The organism is Gemmobacter sp. (genome assembly GCF_046292685.1).
Lineage (GTDB): Bacteria > Pseudomonadota > Alphaproteobacteria > Rhodobacterales > Rhodobacteraceae > Wagnerdoeblera.
This window is the reverse complement of the sequence record NZ_JBKBQM010000054.1, coordinates 1-20,253: the sequence shown is the minus strand read 5'-3', so window position 1 is coordinate 20,253 and position 20,253 is coordinate 1. Positions and strand designations below refer to the sequence as shown.

Below are 20,253 nucleotides of genomic sequence, written 5' to 3'. Positions count from 1 at the left end.
ATCCCGGGGGCCCGGGGGCAGCGCCCCCGGACGCCCGCCGCCCCGGACAACGGCAAGGTTCAACCCGTCCCGGTCGCCCGCCAAGGCGCCACGCCGCTTCCCCCTGCCGCGCCCCCGCACTGCCCCCCTTTCACCTTGCCACAAATATCCCGGGGGCCCGGGGGCAGCGCCCCCGGACGCCGGCCGCCCCCGGATCGGCATCCGGTCTGCCGATCGCCACACCCCTTCATCGGAAACCGCAAGCGCCGCTGCACGTGCTGCAGTCGGAACATGAGTTAACGCTTCGTGAAAACGCGCCGCCAACCCCTTGATATCCTTGATGCGCCGAAATGTCCCTCGCTGGGACAGCCCGCCCGTGCCGCTGCGCTTGCCCTCTGGCCGGCCGGCCCGAATTGCCCTAAACCCCGGCCTCGAAAGGCCGCATCCGCGGCCGCCGACCGACCCCGGGGGGAACCGACCGATGCTGACCGTGACCTTGCTTGTGAACCCGGCGCGCGGCGGGCTGGACCGCACCACGGTCGAGGCGCTGCGCAACGCCTGGGGCGGGGGGGCGGTGCGCTGGCTCAACCCCGGCATCGCCGCCGAGTTCGACCTCGCCGCCGCCGGCGCACCGGAAAACCGCTGGCAGGTCTGGCAGGATCTGCAGGGCCTCGGCATCGACATGGCCGTGCAACCCGCCGCAGGCCGGCGCAAGCGGATGCTGCTGGCCGACATGGACAGCACCATGATCGGCCAGGAATGCATCGACGAACTGGCCGACCTCGCCGGGGTAGGCGCGCATGTCGCGGCCATCACCGCCCGGGCGATGAACGGCGAGCTGGATTTCGAGGCGGCGCTCACCGAACGCGTGGGCCTGCTCGCGGGCCTGCCCGAATCGGTGATCGGCCAGGTTCTCGCCACCCGCATCACCTATACCCCCGGCGGGCGCGAGCTTGTCGCCACCATGCAGGCCAACGGCGGCTATGCCGCGCTGGTCTCGGGCGGCTTCACCGCCTTCACCGCTGCGGTGGCCCGGCACCTCGGGTTCGACGAACACCGCGCCAACACCCTGCTGGCCGAAAACGGCACGCTCACCGGGCAGGTCGCGCGCCCGATCCTCGGGCGGCAGGCCAAGGTCGACGCGCTCGACCAGATCACCGCCCGCCTCGGCCTGACTGCGGCCGAGGTGATCGCCGTGGGCGACGGCGCCAACGACCTCGGCATGCTGCACCGCGCCGGCGCCGGCGTCGCGCTGCACGCCAAGCCAAGCGTGGCCGCGCAGTGCGAGCTGCGCATCAACCACGGCGACCTGACCGCGTTGCTTTACCTGCAAGGCTACGGCATCGCCGATTTCGTCGCCTGACCCCTTTTCCTTTCCGGCGCTTTCGCCTCATCTGTGCCCGGATTTCCCAGGGATGCGGGGGGGGCAGAGCCCCCCGCGCCCGGCTTCAGACAGGACCGACGGATGCCGCAGAAGATCATCATCGACACCGACCCCGGCCAGGACGATGCCGTGGCCATCCTGCTGGCGCTGGCCAGCCCCGAGCTGGAGCTGCTGGGCATCACCTGTGTCGCCGGCAACGTGCCGCTGGCGCGCACCACCCGCAACGCCCGCGTGGTCTGCGAACTGGCCGGGCGGCGCGAGGTGCCGGTGTTCGCCGGTTGCGACGGCCCGATGCGCCGGCCGCTGGTGACGGCCGAACACGTGCACGGCAAGACCGGGCTGGACGGCGCCGATCTGCCCGACCCGACCATGCCGCTGCAACCCCGGCACGCGGTGGAATTCCTGATCGACACCTTGCGCGCCGAACCGCCGGGCACGGTCACGCTGGTGCCGATCGGGCCGCTGACCAACATCGCCACCGCCTTCGAACGCGCGCCCGACATCGTCTCTCGGGTGCAGCGGATCGTGCTGATGGGAGGCGCCTATTTCGAGGTCGGCAACATCACCCCGGCGGCCGAGTTCAACATCTACGTCGATCCCGAAGCGGCCGAAATCGTGTTCCGCGCCGGCGTGCCGCTGGTGGTGGTGCCGCTGGACGTGACGCACAAGGTGCTGACCACGCCGGAAAGGATCGACGCCTTGCGCGCCCTGAACACGCCGGTCGGCGCGGCTGTGGCCGGCTGGACCGACTTTTTCGAACGCTTCGACATGGCGAAATACGGCAGCGCCGGCGCCCCGCTGCACGACCCCTGCACCATCGCCTGGCTGCTGCGCCCCGAGCTGTTCACCGGGCGCGAGATCAATGTGGAAATCGAGACCGAAGGCCGTTTCACCACCGGCATGACGGTGGCCGACTGGTGGGGCGTTTCGGGGCGGGCCGCGAACGCGCTGTTTCTGGGCGGGGTCGATGCCGACGGGTTCTATGCGCTGCTGACCGAACGGCTGGCGCGGCTGTAGCCGCCGCGCCGGCCGGGCCGGTGTCAGTGCGCCATGAACACCGGCACTTCGGCGGTTTCCAGCAGGTCGCGGGTGGCGCCGCCCAGAATCGCCTCGCGGAAGCGGGAATGCCCGTAGGCCCCCATCACCAGCAGATCGGCGTCGCGGTCGCGCACGTGGCGCATCAGCACGTCGGAAATGCGCGGCAGCGTGCGCGCCAGCACCGTCACCTCGGCCCGCACACCGTGGCGCGACAACCACTGGCTGAGCATGCCGCCGGGGTCCGAACGTTCGGGGCCGTGCACCGGCGGGTCGATGATGGTGATGTCCACCGCTGCGGCCTTGCGCAGCAGCGGCAGCGCGCGGCGGATCGCCGAAAGCGCCTCGGGCGACTGGTTCCAGGCCACCACGACGCGCTGGAAGGCCGGCGGTTCGGCCATGCCGTCGGGCATCACCAGCACGGCACACTGGCCTTCGAACAGGGCGGCTTCGACCACCGCCTCCTCGGCCGGGCCGCGGCCGGCGCCGTAGGGGCGCGGCAGCACCACCAGATCGGCAAATCGCGCGCGCTGCGAGATCAGTTCGGCCATGCCGCCCAGCTGGGCCACGGCGCGGTCCACCGACCAGCGGATATCCTCGGCGGCCAGACGCTTGCGCACCATCGCTTCGGCGGCCTCGGCGTCGGCCTGGGCGCGTTCGAGCGTTTCCTGATACACGATGGCGCTGGCGCCGGCATAGAAATAGCCCACCTGGGTCTGATCCATGCCGAGGGCCAATACCTCGAGGTGCGCATCCTCGCGCCGGGCAAGGGCGATGGCGGCGTCCAGCGCGGCCATGCCGGGGGATGCGTCATCCTGACGCGTCACGACGGAAAGCAGGGTCTTGGTGGCCATGAGGCGTTCCTTCCGATGGTCCCGGACACCCCGGGATATGCAAGCATGAACCCATCCTGCGCGTAACGTCCAGCCTTGCGCCTTGACCGGGATCAAACCCGGGGTGAACATTTCCGGTATCGAAGCTGCAAGTTTTCTGTCCTGCGGCAAATTGTTGACTTGGATCAAGGCAGCAGGACGGTCACTCCCTCATGAGGGAAGCTGTCGAATAGCATCCGGAACGGCGCGAGTCGCAACCGGACAGACGAAGGGACGCAACATGTGGGATTACGTGAAACTTGTCGCGCTGGGCGTGATTGCGGTGCTGGCCGCAATTGCGGCCAACTATGCGCGCGACGAAGCCTATCTTGTGAACGCGCTCACCATCGCCCTTGCTGCCGGCATCACGTTCGTCGTGGTGCTGCGCGGGATGGGCGAGCCGGTGAAGGCCGCGCCGCAGAACGAATACTTTGATGGCGTCGTGCGCGCCGGGGTGATCGCCACCGCCTTCTGGGGGGTGGTCGGGTTCCTGATCGGCGTGGTGATCGCCGCACAGCTGGCCTGGCCGGCGCTGAACTTCGAATGGGCGCAGCCCTATCTGAACTTCGGGCGCCTGCGGCCCTTGCACACCAGCGCGGTGATCTTTGCCTTCGGCGGCAACGCGCTGATCGCCACGGCGTTCTACGTGGTGCAGCGCACCACCGCGGCGCGGCTGTGGGGCGGCAACCTCGGGTGGTTCGTGTTCTGGGGCTGGCAGCTCATCATCGTGCTGGCGGCGACGAGCTATGTGTTCGGCGGTTCGCAGGGCAAGGAATATGCCGAGATGCCCTGGCACGTGGACATCGTCATCACGGTTGTCTGGGTTGCGTTCCTGCTGGCGTTCCTGGGCACGCTGTGGAAGCGCAAGGAACCCCACATCTACGTTGCCAACTGGTTCTACCTTTCGTTCATCGTCACGGTGGCCATGCTGCATCTGGTGAACAACGCGGCGCTGCCGGTTTCGATCTTCGGGTCGGCCTCGGTGCAGGCCTATGCCGGGGTGCAGGACGCCATGATCCAGTGGTGGTACGGGCACAACGCGGTGGGCTTTTTCCTGACGGCGGGCTTTCTGGGGATGATGTACTACTTCGTGCCCAAGCAGGCCGAACGGCCGGTGTTCAGCTACAAGCTCAGCATCATCCACTTCTGGGCGCTGATCTTCCTGTATATCTGGGCCGGTCCGCACCACCTGCACTATACGGCGCTGCCGGAGTGGGCCTCGACCCTCGGGATGATCTTCTCGATCATGCTGTGGATGCCTTCGTGGGGCGGCATGATCAACGGGCTGATGACGCTCTCGGGCGCCTGGGACAAGCTGCGCACCGACCCGATCATCCGCATGATGGTGATCTCGGTGGGCTTCTACGGCATGTCCACCTTCGAAGGCCCGATGATGTCGATCAAGGCGGTGAACTCGCTGAGCCACTATACCGACTGGACCATCGGCCACGTGCATTCCGGTGCGCTGGGCTGGAATGGCATGATCACCTTCGGCGCGCTCTACTTCCTGGTGCCGCGGCTGTGGAACCGCGAACGGCTCTACAGCCTGTCGCTGGTCAGCTGGCACTTCTGGCTCGCCACCATCGGCATCGTGCTTTACGCCTCGTCGATGTGGGTCACCGGCATCATGGAAGGGCTGATGTGGCGCGAGGTGGATGCCAACGGCTTCCTCGTCAACGCCTTTGCCGACACGGTGGCCGCCAAGTTCCCGATGTATGTGGTGCGGATGCTGGGCGGGCTGATGTTCCTGATCGGTGCCATCATCATGTGCTACAACCTGTGGATGACCGTTCGTGCCCAGCCGGCCAAGGCGCCGGTGAACGCGAACAACTTCGTCCCCGCGGAATGATCGGAGCGCACAATGGCTTTTCTTGACAAGCACAAGGCCATCGAGACCCACGCCACGCTTCTGCTGGTGCTGAGTTTCCTGGTCGTCACCATCGGCGGGCTCGTGCAGATCGTGCCGCTGTTCTACATCGAGAACACCATCGAGAAGGTCGAAGGGGTGCGCCCCTACACGCCGCTCGAGATGGCGGGCAAGCAGATCTATGTGCGCGAAGGCTGCTACGTCTGCCATAGCCAGATGATCCGCCCGATGCGCGACGAGGTGGAACGCTATGGCCACTACAGCCTGGCGGCCGAATCGATGTACGACCGGCCGTTCCAGTGGGGGTCCAAGCGCACGGGGCCGGATCTGGCCCGGGTGGGCGGGCGCTATTCCGACGAATGGCACCAGGACCACTTCCGCAACCCGCAGTCGGTGGTGCCGGAATCGGTGATGCCGAAATACGCCTTCCTGTTCCGCACCCCGATCGACGGGCGCTACATCGCCGACACGATGCGGACCAACGCGGTGTTCGGCGTGCCCTACACCAGCGAGATGATCGAGGCCGCGCAAGCCGACTTTGCCGCCCAGGTCAACCCGGACGGCGATACCGAAGGGCTGCTGGCACGCTATGGCGACAAGGTGAACGTGCGCAACTTCGACGGCCAGCCCGCGCTGACCGAGGCGGATGCGCTGATCGCCTACATGCAGGTTCTGGGGACGATGGTCGATTTCTCGACCTTTACCCCCGATCCGCTGCGCTGAGGGGGCTGCGATGGAAACCTATGACTTCCTGCGCCACTTCGCCGACAGCTGGCACCTGTTGTTCATGACGCTGTTCTTCCTGGGCGTCGTGGTCTGGGCGCTGCGCCCGGGGTCCAACAAGGTGCACCGCGAGGCGGCGACCTCGATCTTCCGCAACGAAGACCGCCCGGCGCCCGACCGCGCCGGCCCCCCCGAAACCAAGGAGGCATGAGCGATGGCCGCCAACAAATCCAACCGTCGCCCCGGCGAGGTGGAAACCACCGGCCACGAATGGGACGGGATCGAGGAGTTCAACAACCCCATGCCGCGCTGGTGGTTGTGGACGTTCTACGCCTGCATTGCCTGGGCGCTGGTCTATTCCATCGCCTATCCGGCCTGGCCGATGCTGACGCGGGCCACGCAAGGGGTGCTGGGCTATAACCGCATCGAGGCGCTGAACGCCGAGGTCGAGCGGTTCGCCGCGCTGAACGGCCCGATCCGCGCGCAACTGGTCGAGGCCGAGCTGACCAGCATTCCGGGCAACCCGGAGCTGGTCGCCTTTGCCAATCAGGCCGGGGCGGCGGTGTTCAAGACCTGGTGCGCCCAGTGCCACGGCGCCGGCGCGGCCGGGGTGCAGGCTTCGGGCTATCCGAACCTGCTGGATGACGACTGGCTGTGGGGCGGCGATATCGAGGCCATCCACACCACCATCACCCACGGCATCCGCAACGGCAGCGACGAGGCGCGCTTCAGCCAGATGCCCGCCTTCGGCGACCTGCTGTCGGCGCAGGAAATCGGCCAGGTGGTGCAGTATGTGCGCCAGATCTCGAACCAGGACCACGACGCGGCGGCGGCCACCGACGGCGCCACGATCTTTGCCGAGAATTGTGCAAGCTGCCACGGCGACGACGGCAAGGGCAACCGCGACCTGGGCGCGCCGAACCTGACCGATGCCATCTGGCTTTACGGCGGCGATGTGGCGGCGCTGACGCATACCGTGCGCTTTGCCCGCGCCGGGGTGATGCCGGCGTGGAATACCCGCCTGTCCGAGGCCGATATCCGCGCGGTGGCGGTCTATGTGCACGGGCTGGGCGGCGGCGAATAACCCGCGCCCGATCTGCGATGCCGCACCGGCCCGGCCCCCCGCTGCGGGGGCCGGGTCTTTTCGTGCCGGCTTGCTGCATTTGCACCGGATTGCCGGCCGTGCCCCGGCATGGTCCGCTGCGACCAAGACAGCGAGGGGGGCACGACCCGGCCTATCTGGACCGGTTGAAGGCCGCGTCGGATGCCGGCGGCGGCGAGGCCGGGTCGGAGGCGCCCTTCGGCGCGGGCAGCTACGACATCGCCTGCCTGTCGGCGGGCCTGGCCAAACCGGCGGTGGCCGATGTGCTGGCAGGCCGGCGGGCCAATGCCTATGCGTTGTCGCGCCCGCCGGGGCACCATTGCCGGCCCGATCAGGGCATGGGCTTTGGCCCGACGGCCAACATTCCCGTTGCGCTGGAGGCGGCGCGCGCGGCCGCGCCGGGCCCGCGAGTGGCGGTGGTGGACCGGGATGTGCACCACGGCAACGGCACCGAGGCGATCTATCTGGACAGGGCCGATCCGTTGACCGTGTCGATCCACCGGCAATCGTGCTATCCGCCGGGGTCGGGCCTGGCGGCGGAGCGCGGCCGGGGGGCGGGGCAGGGCGCCAACCTGAACATCGCGCTGCCCCCCCGGCATGGGCCGCAACAGCTGTCTGGCGGCATGGGATCTGCTGGTGGCGCAGGCGTTGGGGTATTTGCAGCGGCGCGGGACTACTCGTCCAGCCGGGTGACCTGCCAGCCTTCGGCCGCCAGCAGCGCGGGCACGCCTTGGGGCCCCGGCAGATGCAGCGCGCCGAAGGCCGCCAGCACCCGCCCGCGGGCTGCGGCCCCGGTCAGCACGTCGATCCAGGCGCGGTTGCGCCGGACCATCAGCACATCCTCCAGCAAGGCCAGCTGGTCTTGCACCTGCGCGGGCGTAAGGCCGGGCAGGGCGGGCGTGCGGGCCAGGGTGAATTCCCACAACAGCCGGGAACGACCGGCGAAATAGGCGTTGGCCAGGGTCACGGCCATATCCTCGGGGCGGTCGGCCATCTGCAATGCGGCGCGCACCATGTCGAGTTCGTCCTGCATCGGCAGATCGCCGAACATCGAAAACAGCGTGTCGTAGGGCTCCAGCGCCTGCACCGGCAGGCCGCGGGCCTGGGCCTCGGCGATCAGCAGCTGGTCGAGGCCCTTTTCGCCGGCCTTGACCGCGTCGATGGCGCAAGGCGGAATGCCCAGCATCACCGCCAGATACCACGGCCGGAACCGCGACGCGACAAAGGGCGGAATGCCGCGGGCGCGCATCGCCGCGGCCAGGGCCTGCCAGTCGGCTTCGCCCAGAAGATCGGGCAGACCGGGGCCTTCGGGCAGCACCAGAAAATCCGGGCGGCGCGTCACCTCGGCCTTGAGGCGGGTTTCCTCCTCGGGTCCGGCCTCGACGAGCAGGACATCGGCCTGTTCCAGCAAGGGGGCGACGCGAGCCTGCAAGGCGGCGTGGCGCGGGTCGGCCAGGTGATAGGTGCCCACGAGGTCGATGGTCTGCCCGCCGCGCGTGGCGCGAAACAGGTTGCCGCGGGCAAAGGGCACGGAATCCGCGCGCTGTTCCAGCGCGGCGCGTTCGGCTGCCGGCAAGGCCGCGATCAGGTCGGTGCCGGTGCAGCGCGCCTGTGCGGCCAGGGGCAGAAACGGCAGCAGGAACAAGGCGGCGAACAGGGTGATCGGGGGCAGGCGCATGCAGGCGGGGCTTTCCTTGGCTGCGCCGACCATGCCACGCGAGGCGCTTGTGCGCCAACGGGATTTCCGCGCTGCCGGGGTGTTGACAGTCCGGCGGGGCTTGCCTAGATAGGCGGCATTGGCACTCGACCGAGGTGAGTGCTAACTGTCCGGCGTAAAGCTGAATTCAAGGGAGTGACCTCAGATGGCTTTCAAACCGCTGCATGACCGTGTGCTGGTCCGCCGCGTCCAGAGCGACGAAAAGACCAAGGGCGGGCTGATCATCCCCGACACCGCCAAGGAAAAGCCCGCCGAAGGTGAAATCGTCGCCTGCGGCGAAGGTGCGCGCAAGGATTCGGGCGAGCTGATCGCCATGTCCGTCAAGGCCGGCGACCGCGTGCTGTTCGGCAAGTGGTCGGGCACCGAAGTGACGGTGAACGGCGAGGAACTGCTGATCATGAAGGAAAGCGACATCCTCGGGATCATCTCCTGAGTCGACGCCCTTTCCTGACCGGCGCGCCGCAAGCGCGCCATTCAACCCCCTGAAATTCGAGGAGTTCGCACCATGGGTGCCAAGGAAGTCCGTTTCGATACCGATGCCCGCGACCGGATGCTGCGCGGCGTGAACATTCTGGCCGACGCCGTGAAGGTGACGCTGGGCCCGAAAGGCCGCAACGTGGTGATCGAAAAGTCGTTCGGTGCCCCGCGCATCACCAAGGACGGCGTGTCGGTTGCCAAGGAAATCGAGCTGGCCGACAAGTTCGAGAACATGGGCGCGCAGATGGTCAAGGAAGTGGCCAGCCGCACCAACGACGAAGCCGGCGACGGCACCACCACCGCCACCGTGCTGGCCCAGGCCATCGTCCGCGAAGGCATGAAGGCGGTCGCTGCCGGCATGAACCCGATGGACCTCAAGCGCGGCATCGACATGGCGACCAGCAAGGTCGTCGAGGCGATCAAGGCTGCTGCCCGCCCGGTGAAGGACAGCGACGAGGTCGCCCAGGTCGGCACCATCTCGGCCAACGGCGAAGCCCAGATCGGCCGCTTCATCGCTGACGCGATGCAGAAGGTCGGCAACGAGGGTGTCATCACCGTCGAAGAAAACAAGGGCATGGAAACCGAAGTCGAAGTCGTCGAAGGGATGCAGTTCGACCGCGGCTACCTGTCGCCCTACTTCGTGACCAACGCCGACAAGATGGTTGCCGAGCTGGAAGACGCCTTCATCCTGCTGCACGAGAAGAAGCTGTCGTCGCTGCAGCCGATGGTCCCGCTGCTGGAGGCCGTGATCCAGTCGCAGAAGCCGCTGGTGATCGTGGCCGAAGACGTCGAAGGCGAAGCCCTGGCCACGCTGGTCGTCAACAAGCTGCGCGGCGGCCTGAAGATTGCTGCCGTCAAGGCTCCGGGCTTCGGCGACCGCCGCAAGGCCATGCTGCAGGACATCGCCATCCTGACCGGTGGTCAGGTGATCTCCGATGACCTGGGCATGAAGCTGGAAAACGTGACCCTCGACATGCTGGGCCGCGCCAAGAAGGTTTCGATCCGCAAGGACGATACCACCATCGTGGACGGCGCCGGCGACAAGGCCGAAATCGCGGCCCGCGTGGCGCAGATCCGCGCCCAGATCGAGGAAACCACCAGCGACTACGACCGCGAGAAGCTGCAAGAGCGCGTGGCCAAGCTGGCCGGCGGCGTGGCCGTCATCCGCGTCGGCGGCATGACCGAAGTCGAAGTGAAAGAGCGCAAGGACCGCGTTGACGACGCCCTGAACGCCACCCGTGCGGCCGTGCAGGAAGGCGTGATCGTCGGCGGCGGCGTGGCGCTGGTGCAGGCCGGCAAGGTGCTGGACGGGCTGGCGGGTGCCAACAGCGACCAGAACGCCGGGATCGCCATCGTGCGCCGCGCGCTGGAAGCCCCGCTGCGCCAGATCGCCGAAAACGCCGGTGTGGACGGCGCCGTGGTCGCGGGCAAGATCCGCGAATCCTCGGACCCGACCTTCGGCTTCAATGCCCAGACCGAGGAATACGGCGACATGTTCGCCTTTGGCGTGATCGACCCGGCCAAGGTGACCCGCACCGCGCTGGAGGATGCGGCCTCGGTCGCCTCGCTGCTGATTACCACCGAAGCCATGATCGCCGACAAGCCCGAGCCGAAGGCGGCTCCGGCCGGCGGCATGGGCGGCATGGGCGGCATGGACGGCATGATGTGATCTGACCCACGAGGGACAGGGGAAAGGGCGCCGGAAACGGCGCCCTTTTCGTTTGCACGGTGCTGCGTTGCGCCGGCGTTCCGCCTGAGCGGCGGCCCGTCAGGCATCCAGCTCGGCATCCCAGTAGAGATAGTCCATCCAGCTTTCGTGCAGGTGGTTGGGCGGAAAGCGACGGCCGGCGTTGCGCATGTCTTCGGCGCTGGGGGCGCGAGGCGGGCGGAACAGCCGCAGGCCCGATTGCTTCAGCGACCGCGACCCCTTGCGCAGGTTGCAGGGGCTGCAGGCCGCCACCACGTTTTCCCAGCAGGTCGTGCCGCCTTTCGAGCGCGGCACCACGTGATCGAAGGTCAGGTCATGCGGGCTGCCGCAATACTGGCAGCGGAATTCGTCGCGCAGAAAAAGATTGAAGCGCGTGAAGGCCACGCGCTTCTGGGGTTTGACGTAATCTTTCAACACCACGACCGAGGGGATCCGTATCTCGGACCTCTGGCTTCGGACAGTGGCGTCGTATTCCGCCACGATCTGCACCCGGTCCAGCACGGCGGCCTTCACGGCCTCTTGCCAGGGCCAGAGACTGAGCGGGTAGTAGCTGAGCGGGCGGTAATCGGCATTCAGCACCAGCGCCGGGTAATGCCGCAGCGCGGCCGGATCGCGCACGAAGCCGGTGCGGAATTCGGTTTCGGCTGTGGTCAGCATCCGGTGCCTCCTTCGCCTTGGGCCGGGGCGCGCAAGGTGCGCCCTAGTGCCAAAACTATATATCGCGGTTGCAGCATGGCAAGCCGCAATCTGGCGATGGTATAGCCGGGTGCGGTGACAGCCGCGTGACGGGTCAGCCGAGGCGCTGGCGCAGGAACTGCAGCGCCACCGACAGGCCATCGGGGGCGATGCCGTGGCCGGTGCCCTTCATCACATGGGCATAGGTTTCGAACCCGGCCGCCACCAGCGCATCGCCGGCAACGCCCATGTCGGCAAAGGGCACCACCGGGTCGGCATCGCCATGCAGCAGCAGCACCGGCGGCTTGACGCGCGCTTCGGCCGCCAGCCGTTCGGGCGCCAGCAGGCGGCCGGAAAAGGCGACGACCCCGGCGATGGGCGCGGCGCGGCGCGGGGCGATGTGCAGGCTCATCATGCTGCCCTGGCTGAAGCCCACCAGCGCCAGCCGTTCGGGCAACAGGCCCTCGGCCTCCAGCACGCCATCGAGATAGGCGTTCAGGTCGGCCGCCGCCTGCACCAGGCCTTGACGCGCCGCTTCCTCGGACGAACCATCAAGCCAGGGGATCGGAAACCACTGGTAGCCGAAGGGGTTGCCCGCGCAGCGTTCGGGCGCGTCGGGGGCGTGAAAGGCGGTGTCGGGCAGATGCGGTGCCAGCGGGTCTGCCAGGCCCAGCAGGTCGGCGCCATCGGCGCCATAGCCATGCACGAAGACGACCGCCGAGCGGGGCTTGCCCGACCGGGGCGGGCGGCGTTTGGCATTGAGCGCACGTGTCATCTGATCCCCTCGCGGTCCTTGGCGACGTGGTAATAGGCCCAGAGCAGCCGCGCCGCAACCGCCCGCCAGGGCGACCAGTCCGCGGCCATCGCGCGCAAGGCGCGTTCGGTCGGGCGCTGGTCGAGCGCGAACAGCAGCCGCGCCGATTCCTGCAAGGCCAGGTCCGCGGGCGCGAACACGTCGGCCCGGCCCAGGCTGAACATGGCATAGATCTCGGCTGTCCAGCGCCCGATCCCGGGCACCGCCACCAGAACGGCGACGACGTCTTCGTCGGGCAGGCTGCGCAAGGCGTCGAAGTCGATGCCGGCCTGCGCCAGCGCCTGCGCATAGCGGGTCTTCTGGCGCGACAGGCCGCAGGCGCGCAGCGCCTCGGGCGTGGCGGCGGCGACGGCCGGCGCCTCGGTCAGACCCGCGGCGCCAAGCCGCCCCCAGATCGCATTGGCCGAGGCGACCGAAACCTGCTGGCTGACGATCGCCCCCATCAGGTCGGCAAAGCCGCCGGCGCGACGGCGCAAGGGCAAGGGCCCGGTCAGGTCCAGCGCATGGGCAAAGCGCGGTTCGCGCGCGGCCAGCCATGCGGCGCCTTCGGCCACGCAATCCGGCCCTTCGATGATCCGCCCGACCATGCCGCCCTCCTTGCCTGGCCTGCCGCTCAGACGCCCGGGTCGGGTGTGCCGAGCCCGGCGGTCAGCGCCGAAAGCGCCACCCGCTGGCGCCCTGCGGTATCGAAGTTGTCCGGCGCCAGCCAGCGCCCGAGCGCATCGCGCACCCCCGGCCATTCGCCATCGGTGATCGAGAACCAGGCCGTATCGCGGTTGCGGCCCTTGATGACCATGTGCTGGCGGAACACGCCTTCGAACGAAAAGCCGAGCCGCCGCGCGGCGCGGCGCGACGGCAGGTTCAGCGCGTTGCATTTCCATTCATAGCGCCGATAGCCAAGGTCGAAGGCGCGCGCCATCATCAGCGCCATCGCCTCGGTCGCGGCCGGCGTGGCTTGCAGCGCGCCGGAAAACAGGATGTTGCCCACCTCGATCACGCCATGCACGGGCTCTATCCGCAGGTAGCTGGCCATGCCCGCCCAGTCGCCGCCCCGGGGGCGGATCGCCCAGAACTGCGGGTCGGGCCGGCCGGCGACCTGCGCCACCCAGGCGGCAAAGCCGTCGAACCCCGCAAAGGGGCCGACGGCCATGTAGGCCCACAAGCCATCGTCGCCGGCGATGGCCTGCCACAGCGGCGCAGCATGGGTTGGGGCCAGCGGCGCAAGTTCGACATGGGCGCCAGCCATCGGGTCGGTGCCCGGCAGCGGCCGGGGCGACCAGCCGGCGACCTCGGGCCCCTGGGCCCCGGGATGAAACATCACCGCTCCTTTCCGGCGCCTTCGCGCTGGTAGATGCCTTCGGGCAGGTTCAGCGCCGCCGCCAGGTCGCGCAGCATGGTGAAGCTCAGCGTGATGCGCTGCACCTCCTCGCTGCGCGGGTCGAGCTGTTCCAGCACCACCCCATCCTCGAAGGCGGTGACGGTGACGTCTTCCTGCAAGGGGGCGGCGCCTTCGTCGATCAAGGTGATGACGGTGGCGTCGAACTCGTGCTCGATGGTGAACATGGCGTGCCTCCCGGTCGCGGCTCGGGGGGACTCTGCCATGCCCGGGCGGCGGGGCAAAGCCCCCTCACATCGGTGCGAGCGGTGGTTTTCGGCGCCGCGTGCGCAGGCTAGATTGCGCCGCGAACAGGCGAAGGTGTGCCGGGCATGAGGCAGGCAGGGCGGATGGTGGCGCTGGCGGGGCTGCTGGCGGGCTGCACGATGGCGGCCCCGCCCGCGCCCGCGCCGCTGCCCGCGCCGCAACCGGCCGTGGCCGCGATGCCCGGGGCGGCGCCGGATTTCCCCACCGCCGCGCGCACCTTCGTGGCTGTGGTCGAGCGGGTGGAACCCGTGGCCGAGGCCTATTGCCGCGAAAAGCGGCCCGACCTGAACTGCGATTTCCGCATCGTCATCGACGATCGCCGCGGCGCGCCGCCGAATGCCTTTCACACGCTGGACCCGCGCACCGGGCAACCGCTGATCGGTTTCACCCTGTCGCTGATCGCCGATGCGCGCAACGCCGATGAACTGGCCTTTGTCCTGGGGCACGAGGCGGCGCATCACATCGCCGGCCATATCCCGCGCGCCCGCGACACCGCCTTGGCGGGGGCGGTGATCCTGGGCACGATTGCGGCGCTGGGCGGGGCGGATGCCGGGGCGATCCGCTCGGCGCAGGATGTGGGGGCGGCGGTCGGGGCGCGCACCTACTCCAAGGATTTCGAGTTGGAGGCCGATGCCCTGGGCACGGTCATCGCCTGGCGCGCCGGGTTCGACCCCGAACTTGGGGCCGGGTTCTTTGGCCGGCTGCCCGACCCGGGCAACCGCTTTCTGGGCTCGCACCCGCCGAACGCGCAGCGCGTGGGGGTGGTGGCCCGCACGGCCGCCGACCTGCGCGCCGGCCGGCTGCGCTGAGCGGCGGTTGATCCAGATCAAGGCGCGCGAAAGGCGGCGGGGGGAACCTGACGGCGACCCTCGCACACGGAGTTGCGCCATGTCCGACAGCCTGAAAACCCAGACCCACGTCCGGCTGATGTCCCGGATGGCCCGCACCACCGGCACCGATCTGGATGCCCTGAGCGATTCCGAATGGGCGGGCGCGCTGACGCGCTGCTGCACCTGTTCCAACCCCGGCGCCTGCGAAGACTGGCTGGAAGACCACATCGATGGCGCCGACCATGCGCCATCGTTCTGCGCCAACAAAGCGCTGATGACCGGCCCTGCGGCCTGACCCCTTCGCCTTTGCTGCCGGCGGCTCGCCCCGAACCCGGGGCGGGCCGTTTCGCTTTTGCCCTGGCCTTGATCTGCCGCAAGGCGGCCCGGCCCGCCTCGGCGCAGTCTGGCATTCGGGCACTCTACAAGGACGATGGTCATGAGCAGCTTGGACAGGGGAGCGCGAGGCAGGGCAGGCCAATCCGGGGCGGCCGCGCATGGCGGGCTGATCGAGCCCGAACGCGCCTTCGGTCTGACGCTGGGCATGGCGCGGGTGGCCGGGGTGGCCCTGGCCAGGGCTGCGGGCAGCGGCGGCGTGTCGCGGCGCGAACTGGCTGGGATGGTCGCCTGTTGTCAGGCCTGCGCTTTTGCCGCCGAGTGCCAGCGGTTTCTGGCCCAGCCCGGCGCCACGGCGCCGCCCGGGTTCTGCGCCATCGGCTCGCGCTTGCTGGTGCTGGCCGGACGCGCCCCGGGGCCTTGGGCAGCGCGCTGACGCCCGGGTCAGGCGAAGGGGCGCGGTGTTTCGCCGATGCGCAGCGCCACCAGCCCGACCAGATGCGCAAGCCGGGCTTCGTCGGCCTGCGGCAGATCGGCCGCCGCGCGTGCCAGTGCCGAATCGCGGGTGCTGCGGGCGATGCCGGCCAGGAACCGCGCCAGATAGGCGCGTTGCGCCGCGTCCGGATCCTGTGCCAGAAGGCCCGCCGCGCGGGCCAGATCCTCGCGCAGCGCCAGGCGATCGGGCTCCGGGGCCGGGGCATCCGCCTCGGCCCGGGCCGGGTCGCGCCCCGGCAGGTGGCGCAGGACCAGACCCTGGAAATCGGCCAGCGCACCGATGGGCTTGTCGACGAACCCGGCCGCACCGGCCGCCAGCGCCGCGCCGCGCATGCCGGGGTCGCCCGACATGCCCAGCACCACCGGCCCGCCCGGCGCTGCCACCGCAAGATCGCGGATCAGCGCCGTTCCGGGGCCGTCCGGCAGGCCGAGGTCCACCAGCACCAGATCGGGGCGATAGAGCGCAAGGTGGCGCCGGGCATCGTGCAGGGTTTCGGCGCGGCGCAACCGGGCGCCCGAACGCTGCGCCATCAGGCGCAGCGCCTCGCAGGCAAAGCGGCTGTCCTCGACCGCCAACAGGGTCAGCCCCTGCAGCGGCAAGGCGGGGCCGAACAGCGGCGGCGGACTGGCGCGGAGCGAATCGGGCTGGGGCATGGCGGACCTCCTGATCGGGGGCGAGTGAAGCGCAGATCTGGTTTCCGCCCGGTTAACGCGGCGTTTTGCCGGGGCCCGGTGTCGCACCGACCGCCGCGGTGCGGCATGCCTCTTGCCAGCCTGCGATGCCAAACGCATAACACCGCAGACCCACCCTGCGCGGAGCCCCCCCATGATCGGACGCCTCAACCATGTCGCCATCGCCGTTCCCGACCTGGAGGCCGCGGCCGCGCAATACCGCGACACGCTGGGCGCCAGCGTGCGCCCGCCGCAGGACGAACCCGATCATGGCGTGACGGTGGTGTTCATCGACCTGCCCAACACCAAGATCGAACTGCTTTACCCCCTGGGCGACAATTCGCCCATCAAGGGGTTCCTGGACAAGAACCCGGCCGGCGGCATCCACCACATCTGCTACGAGGTCGAGGATATCCTGGCCGCCCGCGACCAGCTGAAGGCCGCCGGCGCCCGCGTGCTGGGCAGCGGCGAGCCGAAGATCGGTGCGCACGGCAAGCCGGTGCTGTTCCTGCACCCCAAGGATTTCAACGGCTGCCTCGTGGAACTGGAGCAGGTCTGATGTCGATCAGTGCGGCCTTTGTGCTGTTTGCCGTCTGCTGGTTCATGGTGTTCTTCATCGTGCTGCCGCTGCGGCTGACCACCCAAGGCGATGCGGGGCAGGTGACGCCGGGCACCCCGGCCGGCGCGCCCGCGGGCTTTGTCGTGCGGCGCAAGGCGCGCATCACCACGGTCGTGGCCACAGTGATTTGGGCGGTGCTGTTCGTCATCATCACCCAGGGCTGGATCACGGTGCGCGATTTCGACGTGATGGGCCGCATGCCGCCCGTGCAGCAAGGGCAATAGGCGCGGCCGCTTCAGCCGCGCGCTGCCGTGCCGTTCAGCCGGTGGAACAGGTGGGTAAATGTCGCCGCCCCCAGAAGCGGGATGAACAGGTTGACCAGCGGCACCGACAGCGGCACCGCCATCAGGATGCCGGCAACCCAGATCGCCACCGGGTGCCGCGCCCGCAGCGCCCGCGCGCCGGCGCGCCCCAGACGGCGCATGGCCGCCAGCGTGAAATACTCGCGCCCCAGCAGAAACCCGTTCACCACCCAGAACACCACCGGCACGAAGGGCCCGGCAAAGACGGCCAGCACCAGCGCCACGACGTTTACCGCGATCAGCACCGCAAAGAAGTTCACCGAGTCCTTGACGGATTCGTAAAGGCTGACCTTGGGCACCGGGGGCAGGTCGGGGTAATGCCGCGCCTCGACCGCGGCGGCGACATCTTCCAGAAAGAAGCCGGTGAACATCGACGCTACCGGCACCATCAGAAAGATGCTGAGCCCGATCATGAACAGCAGCGACCCCCAGGACAGCAGCGTATCCAGCCCGCCGACCGGCCCCACCAGCGGAATCTCTACCGTTTCGGGCGTCAGCATCTGGATGGCCCCCAGAAACAGGGCGTAAATTGCCACCAGCAACGCCAGCGTCAGCGCCAGCCCCAGCAGCAGCACCCGGCGGAACGCCGGGTCGGGCAATTGGCGCAAGGCGCGCAGGAAATCGGCCAGGATCATGCCTCTACCCATGTGGTGATGGCCGAAAGGTCGGGGCGCGGGCGGTCGGGCGGGGTCTGGGTCGCGGTGCCGATGTGCACGATTCCGGCGACCCATTCGCCCGGGGCCAGCCCGAACAGCGCCGGGGCCAGCTCGGGGTCGTGCGAGACCCAGCCGGTCAGCCAGCAGGCCCCCCAGCCCGCCGCCAGCGCCGCGTTGACAAGGCCAAGGCAGACGGCGCCGGCCGACAGGGTCTGTTCCAGGGCGGGCACCTTGTCGGTCGGGCGCGGGCAACCCACGACCACCACGGCCAGCGGGCTGTCGTCGAACTGCGACCGCGCCTTGGCGACCTTTTCGGCCTCCAGGCCCCGGGCGCGGGCAAAGGCTTCGGCCTGATCGGCAATGCGCGCCAGCGCGGGCTTGGCCAGCACCACAAGCCGCCAGGGTTCCAGCTTGCCGTGGTCGGGCACCCGCACGGCGGCGGTCAGCAGGGTTTCCAGCGCGGCACGGTCGGGTACCGGGGCAGAGAGGATCTTGGCCGGGCGCGAACGGCGCGTCAGCAGGAAGTCGAGGGCGGGGGTCTGCGGCATGGAGGCTCCTTGGCGACGGTTCCAGATGTCGGATGCGGCGGCGCCGGCGTCAAGCCGGCAGCGCGGGCCCGGCCTGCCACGAAACACGACGCCCCGGATGCCGGGCACCCGGGGCGCGGTCCTCCCGTCGTGGTCGCAGGGGCCTCCTCTCCCTTGCGGCCGGGGGGTCTCAGGCGGCCGAGATCAGTTCGGCCTGCTTAACGATCACTTCTGCCTGCTTTATGGACGCAATGTCAACGAGTCGGCCCTTGTAGACCGTGGCGCCCTGGCCGGCGGCCTTGGCGGCCTCCATCGCGGCCAGAATCTCGCGCGCCTCGGCCACGGCCGCGGCCGAAGGGGTAAACACCTCGTTCGCCAGCGCCACCTGCCTGGGGTGGATCGCCCATTTGCCCACCATGCCCAGCGTGGCCGACCGGCGCGCCTGGGCGCGGAACCCTTCGTCGTCGCTGAAATCGCCGAAGGGGCCGTCGACGGGCAACACGCCATGCGTGCGGCAGGCCGCGACGATGGCGGCCTGCGCCCAGTGCCACGGGTCGGACCAGTGTTTCTGCCCCTGGTGCAGCATGTAGTAGTTTTCCTGCGTGCCGCCGATGCCGGTGGTCTGCATGCCCATGCTGGCGGCAAAGTCGGCCGCGCCAAGGCTCATGGCCTGCAACCGCGGGCTGCTGGCGGCGATTTCCTCGACATGGGCGATGCCGGCGGCCGATTCGATGATGACTTCGAAGGCGATGCGCTTGCGCCGGCCCTTGGCCGCCTCGATGGCGCTGACCAGCGCATCGACGGCATAGACATCGGCTGCGCACCCCACCTTGGGGATCATGATCTGGTCCAGCCGGTCGGAGGCGTTTTCCAGCAGGTCGACCACATCCCGATACCAGAACGGCGTGTCGAGCCCGTTGATGCGCACCGACAGGTGCTTGCGGCCCCAGTCGATCTCGTGCGTGGCCTGAATGATGTTGCGCCGCGCCTGATCCTTGTCGCCGGGGGCGACGCTGTCTTCGAGGTCGAGGTTGATGACATCGGCCGCGCTCGTTGCCATCTTTTCGAACAAGGCGGTGCGCGAGCCCGGGCCGAACAGCTGGCAGCGGTTGGGGCGCGCGGGCGGGGCGGGTTGCAGACGGAAGGACATGGCGGCCTCGCAAGGATATTCCGTGTATGACGTTCAACGGGTTATTATATTGCGCCATGCGCTGCAAGACCGGAAATGTTGCGCCGCGGCATGGCGCGCGGCGGCGCGGCATCGACAAGAGGCCGCGCCTGCGCCCGGCGCCGTCGCTGTGTTGCCGAGTGCGTGACCACCGGGTGCCGGCCCGGTTCGGACCGACGACCATTGCCGCGCGCGGCGGTTGCCCAATGCCGTCGCGTGCAGCGACGTCACCTCGGTGATGGCGTTGGTGCTGTGCAGCCGCATCTCGCCCGCGGCCGCCAGGATGGGAAAGCGCGCGATCAGTGCCGCCAGAACCCAGCGCAGTTCCATCCCTGCCAGCATCTGCGTTTGGGCAGGAACGGGGGCCGCCGCCGAACTGCAGCGCGCGCACCATGCGCCGGTCAAGGCGGAAGGTGTCGGGGGCGACGAACCGGGCCGGGTCGCGGTTCGTCGCCAGGGTCGAGACAAAGACCCACCGATCCGCAGCGACCGGACGGCCGTTCAAGGCGCTCGCCCGGGTTGCTTGCCGAAAGACGGCGTTTAACAGGCTGCTGAAGAAGTCCACGAGGCGGAACAGTTTTCCCTCTGTTTGGGCGGCAGCGGTGAGCGTCGTGCTGGTCGAGGCGAGGTATGGGTGCCCGATGCCACCCCTCGTC

At 69.0% G+C, this 20,253-nt stretch carries 25 protein-coding genes and 1 pseudogene; 14 read left to right on the top strand and 12 right to left on the bottom strand.

The annotated features are described in order from the left end of the window. Positions 1-460: 460 nt before the first annotated feature. Positions 461-1,342, top strand: a complete 882-nt coding sequence (gene serB, locus ACK4S2_RS13255; protein WP_409625209.1) for a phosphoserine phosphatase SerB — start codon at positions 461-463, stop codon at positions 1,340-1,342. A gap of 102 nt (positions 1,343-1,444) precedes the next feature. Next, complete coding sequence (locus tag ACK4S2_RS13250) at positions 1,445-2,380, top strand: nucleoside hydrolase (RefSeq protein WP_409625206.1); 936 nt, start codon at positions 1,445-1,447, stop codon at positions 2,378-2,380. Positions 2,381-2,403: 23 nt separating this feature from the next. On the opposite strand, the gene ACK4S2_RS13245 is transcribed toward ACK4S2_RS13250, so the two are convergent. After that, positions 2,404-3,252: a universal stress protein gene (locus tag ACK4S2_RS13245; RefSeq protein ID WP_409625203.1), complete on the bottom strand. Its 849-nt coding sequence runs from the start codon at positions 3,250-3,252 to the stop codon at positions 2,404-2,406. A gap of 259 nt (positions 3,253-3,511) precedes the next feature. Between ACK4S2_RS13245 and ccoN the strand changes: the two genes are divergently transcribed. The 5 genes and pseudogenes from ccoN to ACK4S2_RS13220 form a co-directional block, all read left to right on the top strand. Beyond that, positions 3,512-5,119 carry a cytochrome-c oxidase, cbb3-type subunit I gene (gene ccoN / locus ACK4S2_RS13240; RefSeq protein WP_409625200.1) on the top strand — a complete coding sequence of 536 codons (1,608 nt, stop codon included), beginning with the start codon at positions 3,512-3,514 and terminating at the stop codon, positions 5,117-5,119. Positions 5,120-5,131: 12 nt separating this feature from the next. Continuing rightward, positions 5,132-5,860 (top strand): cytochrome-c oxidase, cbb3-type subunit II, encoded by a 729-nt coding sequence (gene ccoO, locus ACK4S2_RS13235; RefSeq protein ID WP_409625197.1) that lies wholly within the window; start codon positions 5,132-5,134, stop codon positions 5,858-5,860. A 10-nt stretch (positions 5,861-5,870) separates the two neighbouring features. Continuing rightward, positions 5,871-6,071 carry a cbb3-type cytochrome c oxidase subunit 3 gene (locus tag ACK4S2_RS13230; protein ID WP_409625194.1) on the top strand — a complete coding sequence of 67 codons (201 nt, stop codon included), beginning with the start codon at positions 5,871-5,873 and terminating at the stop codon, positions 6,069-6,071. 3 nt (positions 6,072-6,074) lie between these two features. After that, positions 6,075-6,944, top strand: coding sequence for a cytochrome-c oxidase, cbb3-type subunit III (ccoP, locus tag ACK4S2_RS13225; RefSeq protein ID WP_409625192.1), 870 nt, complete (start codon positions 6,075-6,077; stop codon positions 6,942-6,944). 17 nt (positions 6,945-6,961) lie between these two features. Continuing rightward, positions 6,962-7,513 (top strand): annotated as a pseudogene (locus ACK4S2_RS13220) (hypothetical protein); the annotation flags it as partial. A 122-nt stretch (positions 7,514-7,635) separates the two neighbouring features. Here ACK4S2_RS13220 and ACK4S2_RS13215 read toward each other — a convergent pair. Continuing rightward, positions 7,636-8,640 (bottom strand): TraB/GumN family protein, encoded by a 1,005-nt coding sequence (locus ACK4S2_RS13215; RefSeq protein WP_409625189.1) that lies wholly within the window; start codon positions 8,638-8,640, stop codon positions 7,636-7,638. A gap of 184 nt (positions 8,641-8,824) precedes the next feature. Between ACK4S2_RS13215 and ACK4S2_RS13210 the strand changes: the two genes are divergently transcribed. Then, the gene (locus ACK4S2_RS13210) at positions 8,825-9,112 is read left to right on the top strand and encodes a co-chaperone GroES (RefSeq protein ID WP_409625186.1); all 288 of its coding nucleotides are present in this window, start codon (positions 8,825-8,827) and stop codon (positions 9,110-9,112) included. A gap of 72 nt (positions 9,113-9,184) precedes the next feature. Further along, positions 9,185-10,825 carry a chaperonin GroEL gene (gene groL / locus ACK4S2_RS13205; protein ID WP_409625183.1) on the top strand — a complete coding sequence of 547 codons (1,641 nt, stop codon included), beginning with the start codon at positions 9,185-9,187 and terminating at the stop codon, positions 10,823-10,825. 99 nt (positions 10,826-10,924) lie between these two features. Here the strand turns inward: groL and ACK4S2_RS13200 are convergent, their stop codons facing one another. The 5 genes from ACK4S2_RS13200 to ACK4S2_RS13180 form a co-directional block, all read right to left on the bottom strand. Continuing rightward, complete coding sequence (locus tag ACK4S2_RS13200; protein WP_409625180.1) at positions 10,925-11,521, bottom strand: HNH endonuclease; 597 nt, start codon at positions 11,519-11,521, stop codon at positions 10,925-10,927. Between the two features lie 133 nt (positions 11,522-11,654). Further along, complete coding sequence (locus tag ACK4S2_RS13195) at positions 11,655-12,314, bottom strand: alpha/beta hydrolase (RefSeq protein WP_409625177.1); 660 nt, start codon at positions 12,312-12,314, stop codon at positions 11,655-11,657. Beyond that, complete coding sequence (locus tag ACK4S2_RS13190; protein WP_409625174.1) at positions 12,311-12,940, bottom strand: DNA-3-methyladenine glycosylase family protein; 630 nt, start codon at positions 12,938-12,940, stop codon at positions 12,311-12,313. The genes ACK4S2_RS13195 and ACK4S2_RS13190 overlap by 4 nt, the downstream gene beginning before the upstream one ends. Before the next feature lie 26 nt (positions 12,941-12,966). Beyond that, positions 12,967-13,671, bottom strand: a complete 705-nt coding sequence (locus tag ACK4S2_RS13185) for a GNAT family N-acetyltransferase (protein ID WP_409625171.1) — start codon at positions 13,669-13,671, stop codon at positions 12,967-12,969. Next, positions 13,671-13,916, bottom strand: a complete 246-nt coding sequence (locus ACK4S2_RS13180; RefSeq protein ID WP_409625168.1) for a hypothetical protein — start codon at positions 13,914-13,916, stop codon at positions 13,671-13,673. The genes ACK4S2_RS13185 and ACK4S2_RS13180 overlap by 1 nt, the downstream gene beginning before the upstream one ends. Before the next feature lie 144 nt (positions 13,917-14,060). On the opposite strand from ACK4S2_RS13180, the gene ACK4S2_RS13175 reads away from it, so the two are divergent. From ACK4S2_RS13175 to ACK4S2_RS13165, 3 genes are all read left to right on the top strand, one after another. Next, positions 14,061-14,804, top strand: coding sequence for a M48 family metallopeptidase (locus ACK4S2_RS13175; RefSeq protein WP_409625166.1), 744 nt, complete (start codon positions 14,061-14,063; stop codon positions 14,802-14,804). A gap of 79 nt (positions 14,805-14,883) precedes the next feature. Then, the gene (locus tag ACK4S2_RS13170) at positions 14,884-15,120 is read left to right on the top strand and encodes a DUF6455 family protein (RefSeq protein ID WP_409625163.1); all 237 of its coding nucleotides are present in this window, start codon (positions 14,884-14,886) and stop codon (positions 15,118-15,120) included. A gap of 141 nt (positions 15,121-15,261) precedes the next feature. Beyond that, entirely contained in the window at positions 15,262-15,594 is a 333-nt protein-coding gene (locus ACK4S2_RS13165; protein ID WP_409625160.1) for a DUF6455 family protein, read from the top strand. 8 nt (positions 15,595-15,602) lie between these two features. Here the strand turns inward: ACK4S2_RS13165 and ACK4S2_RS13160 are convergent, their stop codons facing one another. Next, positions 15,603-16,307 (bottom strand): response regulator, encoded by a 705-nt coding sequence (locus tag ACK4S2_RS13160; RefSeq protein ID WP_409625157.1) that lies wholly within the window; start codon positions 16,305-16,307, stop codon positions 15,603-15,605. 172 nt (positions 16,308-16,479) lie between these two features. Between ACK4S2_RS13160 and mce the strand changes: the two genes are divergently transcribed. Continuing rightward, positions 16,480-16,884 (top strand): methylmalonyl-CoA epimerase, encoded by a 405-nt coding sequence (gene mce, locus ACK4S2_RS13155; RefSeq protein WP_409625154.1) that lies wholly within the window; start codon positions 16,480-16,482, stop codon positions 16,882-16,884. Then, positions 16,884-17,168, top strand: a complete 285-nt coding sequence (locus tag ACK4S2_RS13150) for a DUF1467 family protein (RefSeq protein ID WP_409625151.1) — start codon at positions 16,884-16,886, stop codon at positions 17,166-17,168. Before mce ends, ACK4S2_RS13150 begins: the two co-directional genes overlap by 1 nt. An 11-nt stretch (positions 17,169-17,179) precedes the next feature. Here the strand turns inward: ACK4S2_RS13150 and ACK4S2_RS13145 are convergent, their stop codons facing one another. The 4 genes from ACK4S2_RS13145 to ACK4S2_RS13130 all read right to left on the bottom strand — a co-directional run bounded on the left by ACK4S2_RS13145 (position 17,180) and on the right by ACK4S2_RS13130 (position 19,927). Next, positions 17,180-17,881: an EI24 domain-containing protein gene (locus ACK4S2_RS13145; protein ID WP_409625148.1), complete on the bottom strand. Its 702-nt coding sequence runs from the start codon at positions 17,879-17,881 to the stop codon at positions 17,180-17,182. Continuing rightward, a complete protein-coding gene (locus tag ACK4S2_RS13140) occupies positions 17,878-18,450 on the bottom strand; it encodes a nitroreductase (protein WP_409625145.1) in 573 nt (190 codons plus the stop codon). Before ACK4S2_RS13140 ends, ACK4S2_RS13145 begins: the two co-directional genes overlap by 4 nt. A gap of 169 nt (positions 18,451-18,619) precedes the next feature. Beyond that, positions 18,620-19,579, bottom strand: a complete 960-nt coding sequence (locus ACK4S2_RS13135; protein WP_409625142.1) for an L-malyl-CoA/beta-methylmalyl-CoA lyase — start codon at positions 19,577-19,579, stop codon at positions 18,620-18,622. 33 nt (positions 19,580-19,612) lie between these two features. Beyond that, positions 19,613-19,927: a hypothetical protein gene (locus tag ACK4S2_RS13130; protein WP_409625139.1), complete on the bottom strand. Its 315-nt coding sequence runs from the start codon at positions 19,925-19,927 to the stop codon at positions 19,613-19,615. Between the last annotated feature and the right edge of the window lie 326 nt (positions 19,928-20,253).

Bases quoted from the DNA above. Each gene is read 5' to 3' on its own strand.
- serB (WP_409625209.1), top strand. From the start codon at position 461: ATGCTGACCGTGACCTTGCTTGTGAACCCGGCGCGCGGCGGGCTGGAC.
- ACK4S2_RS13250 (WP_409625206.1), top strand. From the start codon at position 1,445: ATGCCGCAGAAGATCATCATCGACACCGACCCCGGCCAGGACGATGCC.
- ACK4S2_RS13245 (WP_409625203.1), bottom strand. From the start codon at position 3,252: ATGGCCACCAAGACCCTGCTTTCCGTCGTGACGCGTCAGGATGACGCA.
- ccoN (WP_409625200.1), top strand. From the start codon at position 3,512: ATGTGGGATTACGTGAAACTTGTCGCGCTGGGCGTGATTGCGGTGCTG.
- ccoO (WP_409625197.1), top strand. From the start codon at position 5,132: ATGGCTTTTCTTGACAAGCACAAGGCCATCGAGACCCACGCCACGCTT.
- ACK4S2_RS13230 (WP_409625194.1), top strand. From the start codon at position 5,871: ATGGAAACCTATGACTTCCTGCGCCACTTCGCCGACAGCTGGCACCTG.
- ccoP (WP_409625192.1), top strand. From the start codon at position 6,075: ATGGCCGCCAACAAATCCAACCGTCGCCCCGGCGAGGTGGAAACCACC.
- ACK4S2_RS13215 (WP_409625189.1), bottom strand. From the start codon at position 8,640: ATGCGCCTGCCCCCGATCACCCTGTTCGCCGCCTTGTTCCTGCTGCCG.
- ACK4S2_RS13210 (WP_409625186.1), top strand. From the start codon at position 8,825: ATGGCTTTCAAACCGCTGCATGACCGTGTGCTGGTCCGCCGCGTCCAG.
- groL (WP_409625183.1), top strand. From the start codon at position 9,185: ATGGGTGCCAAGGAAGTCCGTTTCGATACCGATGCCCGCGACCGGATG.
- ACK4S2_RS13200 (WP_409625180.1), bottom strand. From the start codon at position 11,521: ATGCTGACCACAGCCGAAACCGAATTCCGCACCGGCTTCGTGCGCGAT.
- ACK4S2_RS13195 (WP_409625177.1), bottom strand. From the start codon at position 12,314: ATGACACGTGCGCTCAATGCCAAACGCCGCCCGCCCCGGTCGGGCAAG.
- ACK4S2_RS13190 (WP_409625174.1), bottom strand. From the start codon at position 12,940: ATGGTCGGGCGGATCATCGAAGGGCCGGATTGCGTGGCCGAAGGCGCC.
- ACK4S2_RS13185 (WP_409625171.1), bottom strand. From the start codon at position 13,671: ATGTTTCATCCCGGGGCCCAGGGGCCCGAGGTCGCCGGCTGGTCGCCC.
- ACK4S2_RS13180 (WP_409625168.1), bottom strand. From the start codon at position 13,916: ATGTTCACCATCGAGCACGAGTTCGACGCCACCGTCATCACCTTGATC.
- ACK4S2_RS13175 (WP_409625166.1), top strand. From the start codon at position 14,061: ATGAGGCAGGCAGGGCGGATGGTGGCGCTGGCGGGGCTGCTGGCGGGC.
- ACK4S2_RS13170 (WP_409625163.1), top strand. From the start codon at position 14,884: ATGTCCGACAGCCTGAAAACCCAGACCCACGTCCGGCTGATGTCCCGG.
- ACK4S2_RS13165 (WP_409625160.1), top strand. From the start codon at position 15,262: ATGAGCAGCTTGGACAGGGGAGCGCGAGGCAGGGCAGGCCAATCCGGG.
- ACK4S2_RS13160 (WP_409625157.1), bottom strand. From the start codon at position 16,307: ATGCCCCAGCCCGATTCGCTCCGCGCCAGTCCGCCGCCGCTGTTCGGC.
- mce (WP_409625154.1), top strand. From the start codon at position 16,480: ATGATCGGACGCCTCAACCATGTCGCCATCGCCGTTCCCGACCTGGAG.
- ACK4S2_RS13150 (WP_409625151.1), top strand. From the start codon at position 16,884: ATGTCGATCAGTGCGGCCTTTGTGCTGTTTGCCGTCTGCTGGTTCATG.
- ACK4S2_RS13145 (WP_409625148.1), bottom strand. From the start codon at position 17,881: ATGATCCTGGCCGATTTCCTGCGCGCCTTGCGCCAATTGCCCGACCCG.
- ACK4S2_RS13140 (WP_409625145.1), bottom strand. From the start codon at position 18,450: ATGCCGCAGACCCCCGCCCTCGACTTCCTGCTGACGCGCCGTTCGCGC.
- ACK4S2_RS13135 (WP_409625142.1), bottom strand. From the start codon at position 19,579: ATGTCCTTCCGTCTGCAACCCGCCCCGCCCGCGCGCCCCAACCGCTGC.
- ACK4S2_RS13130 (WP_409625139.1), bottom strand. From the start codon at position 19,927: ATGGAACTGCGCTGGGTTCTGGCGGCACTGATCGCGCGCTTTCCCATC.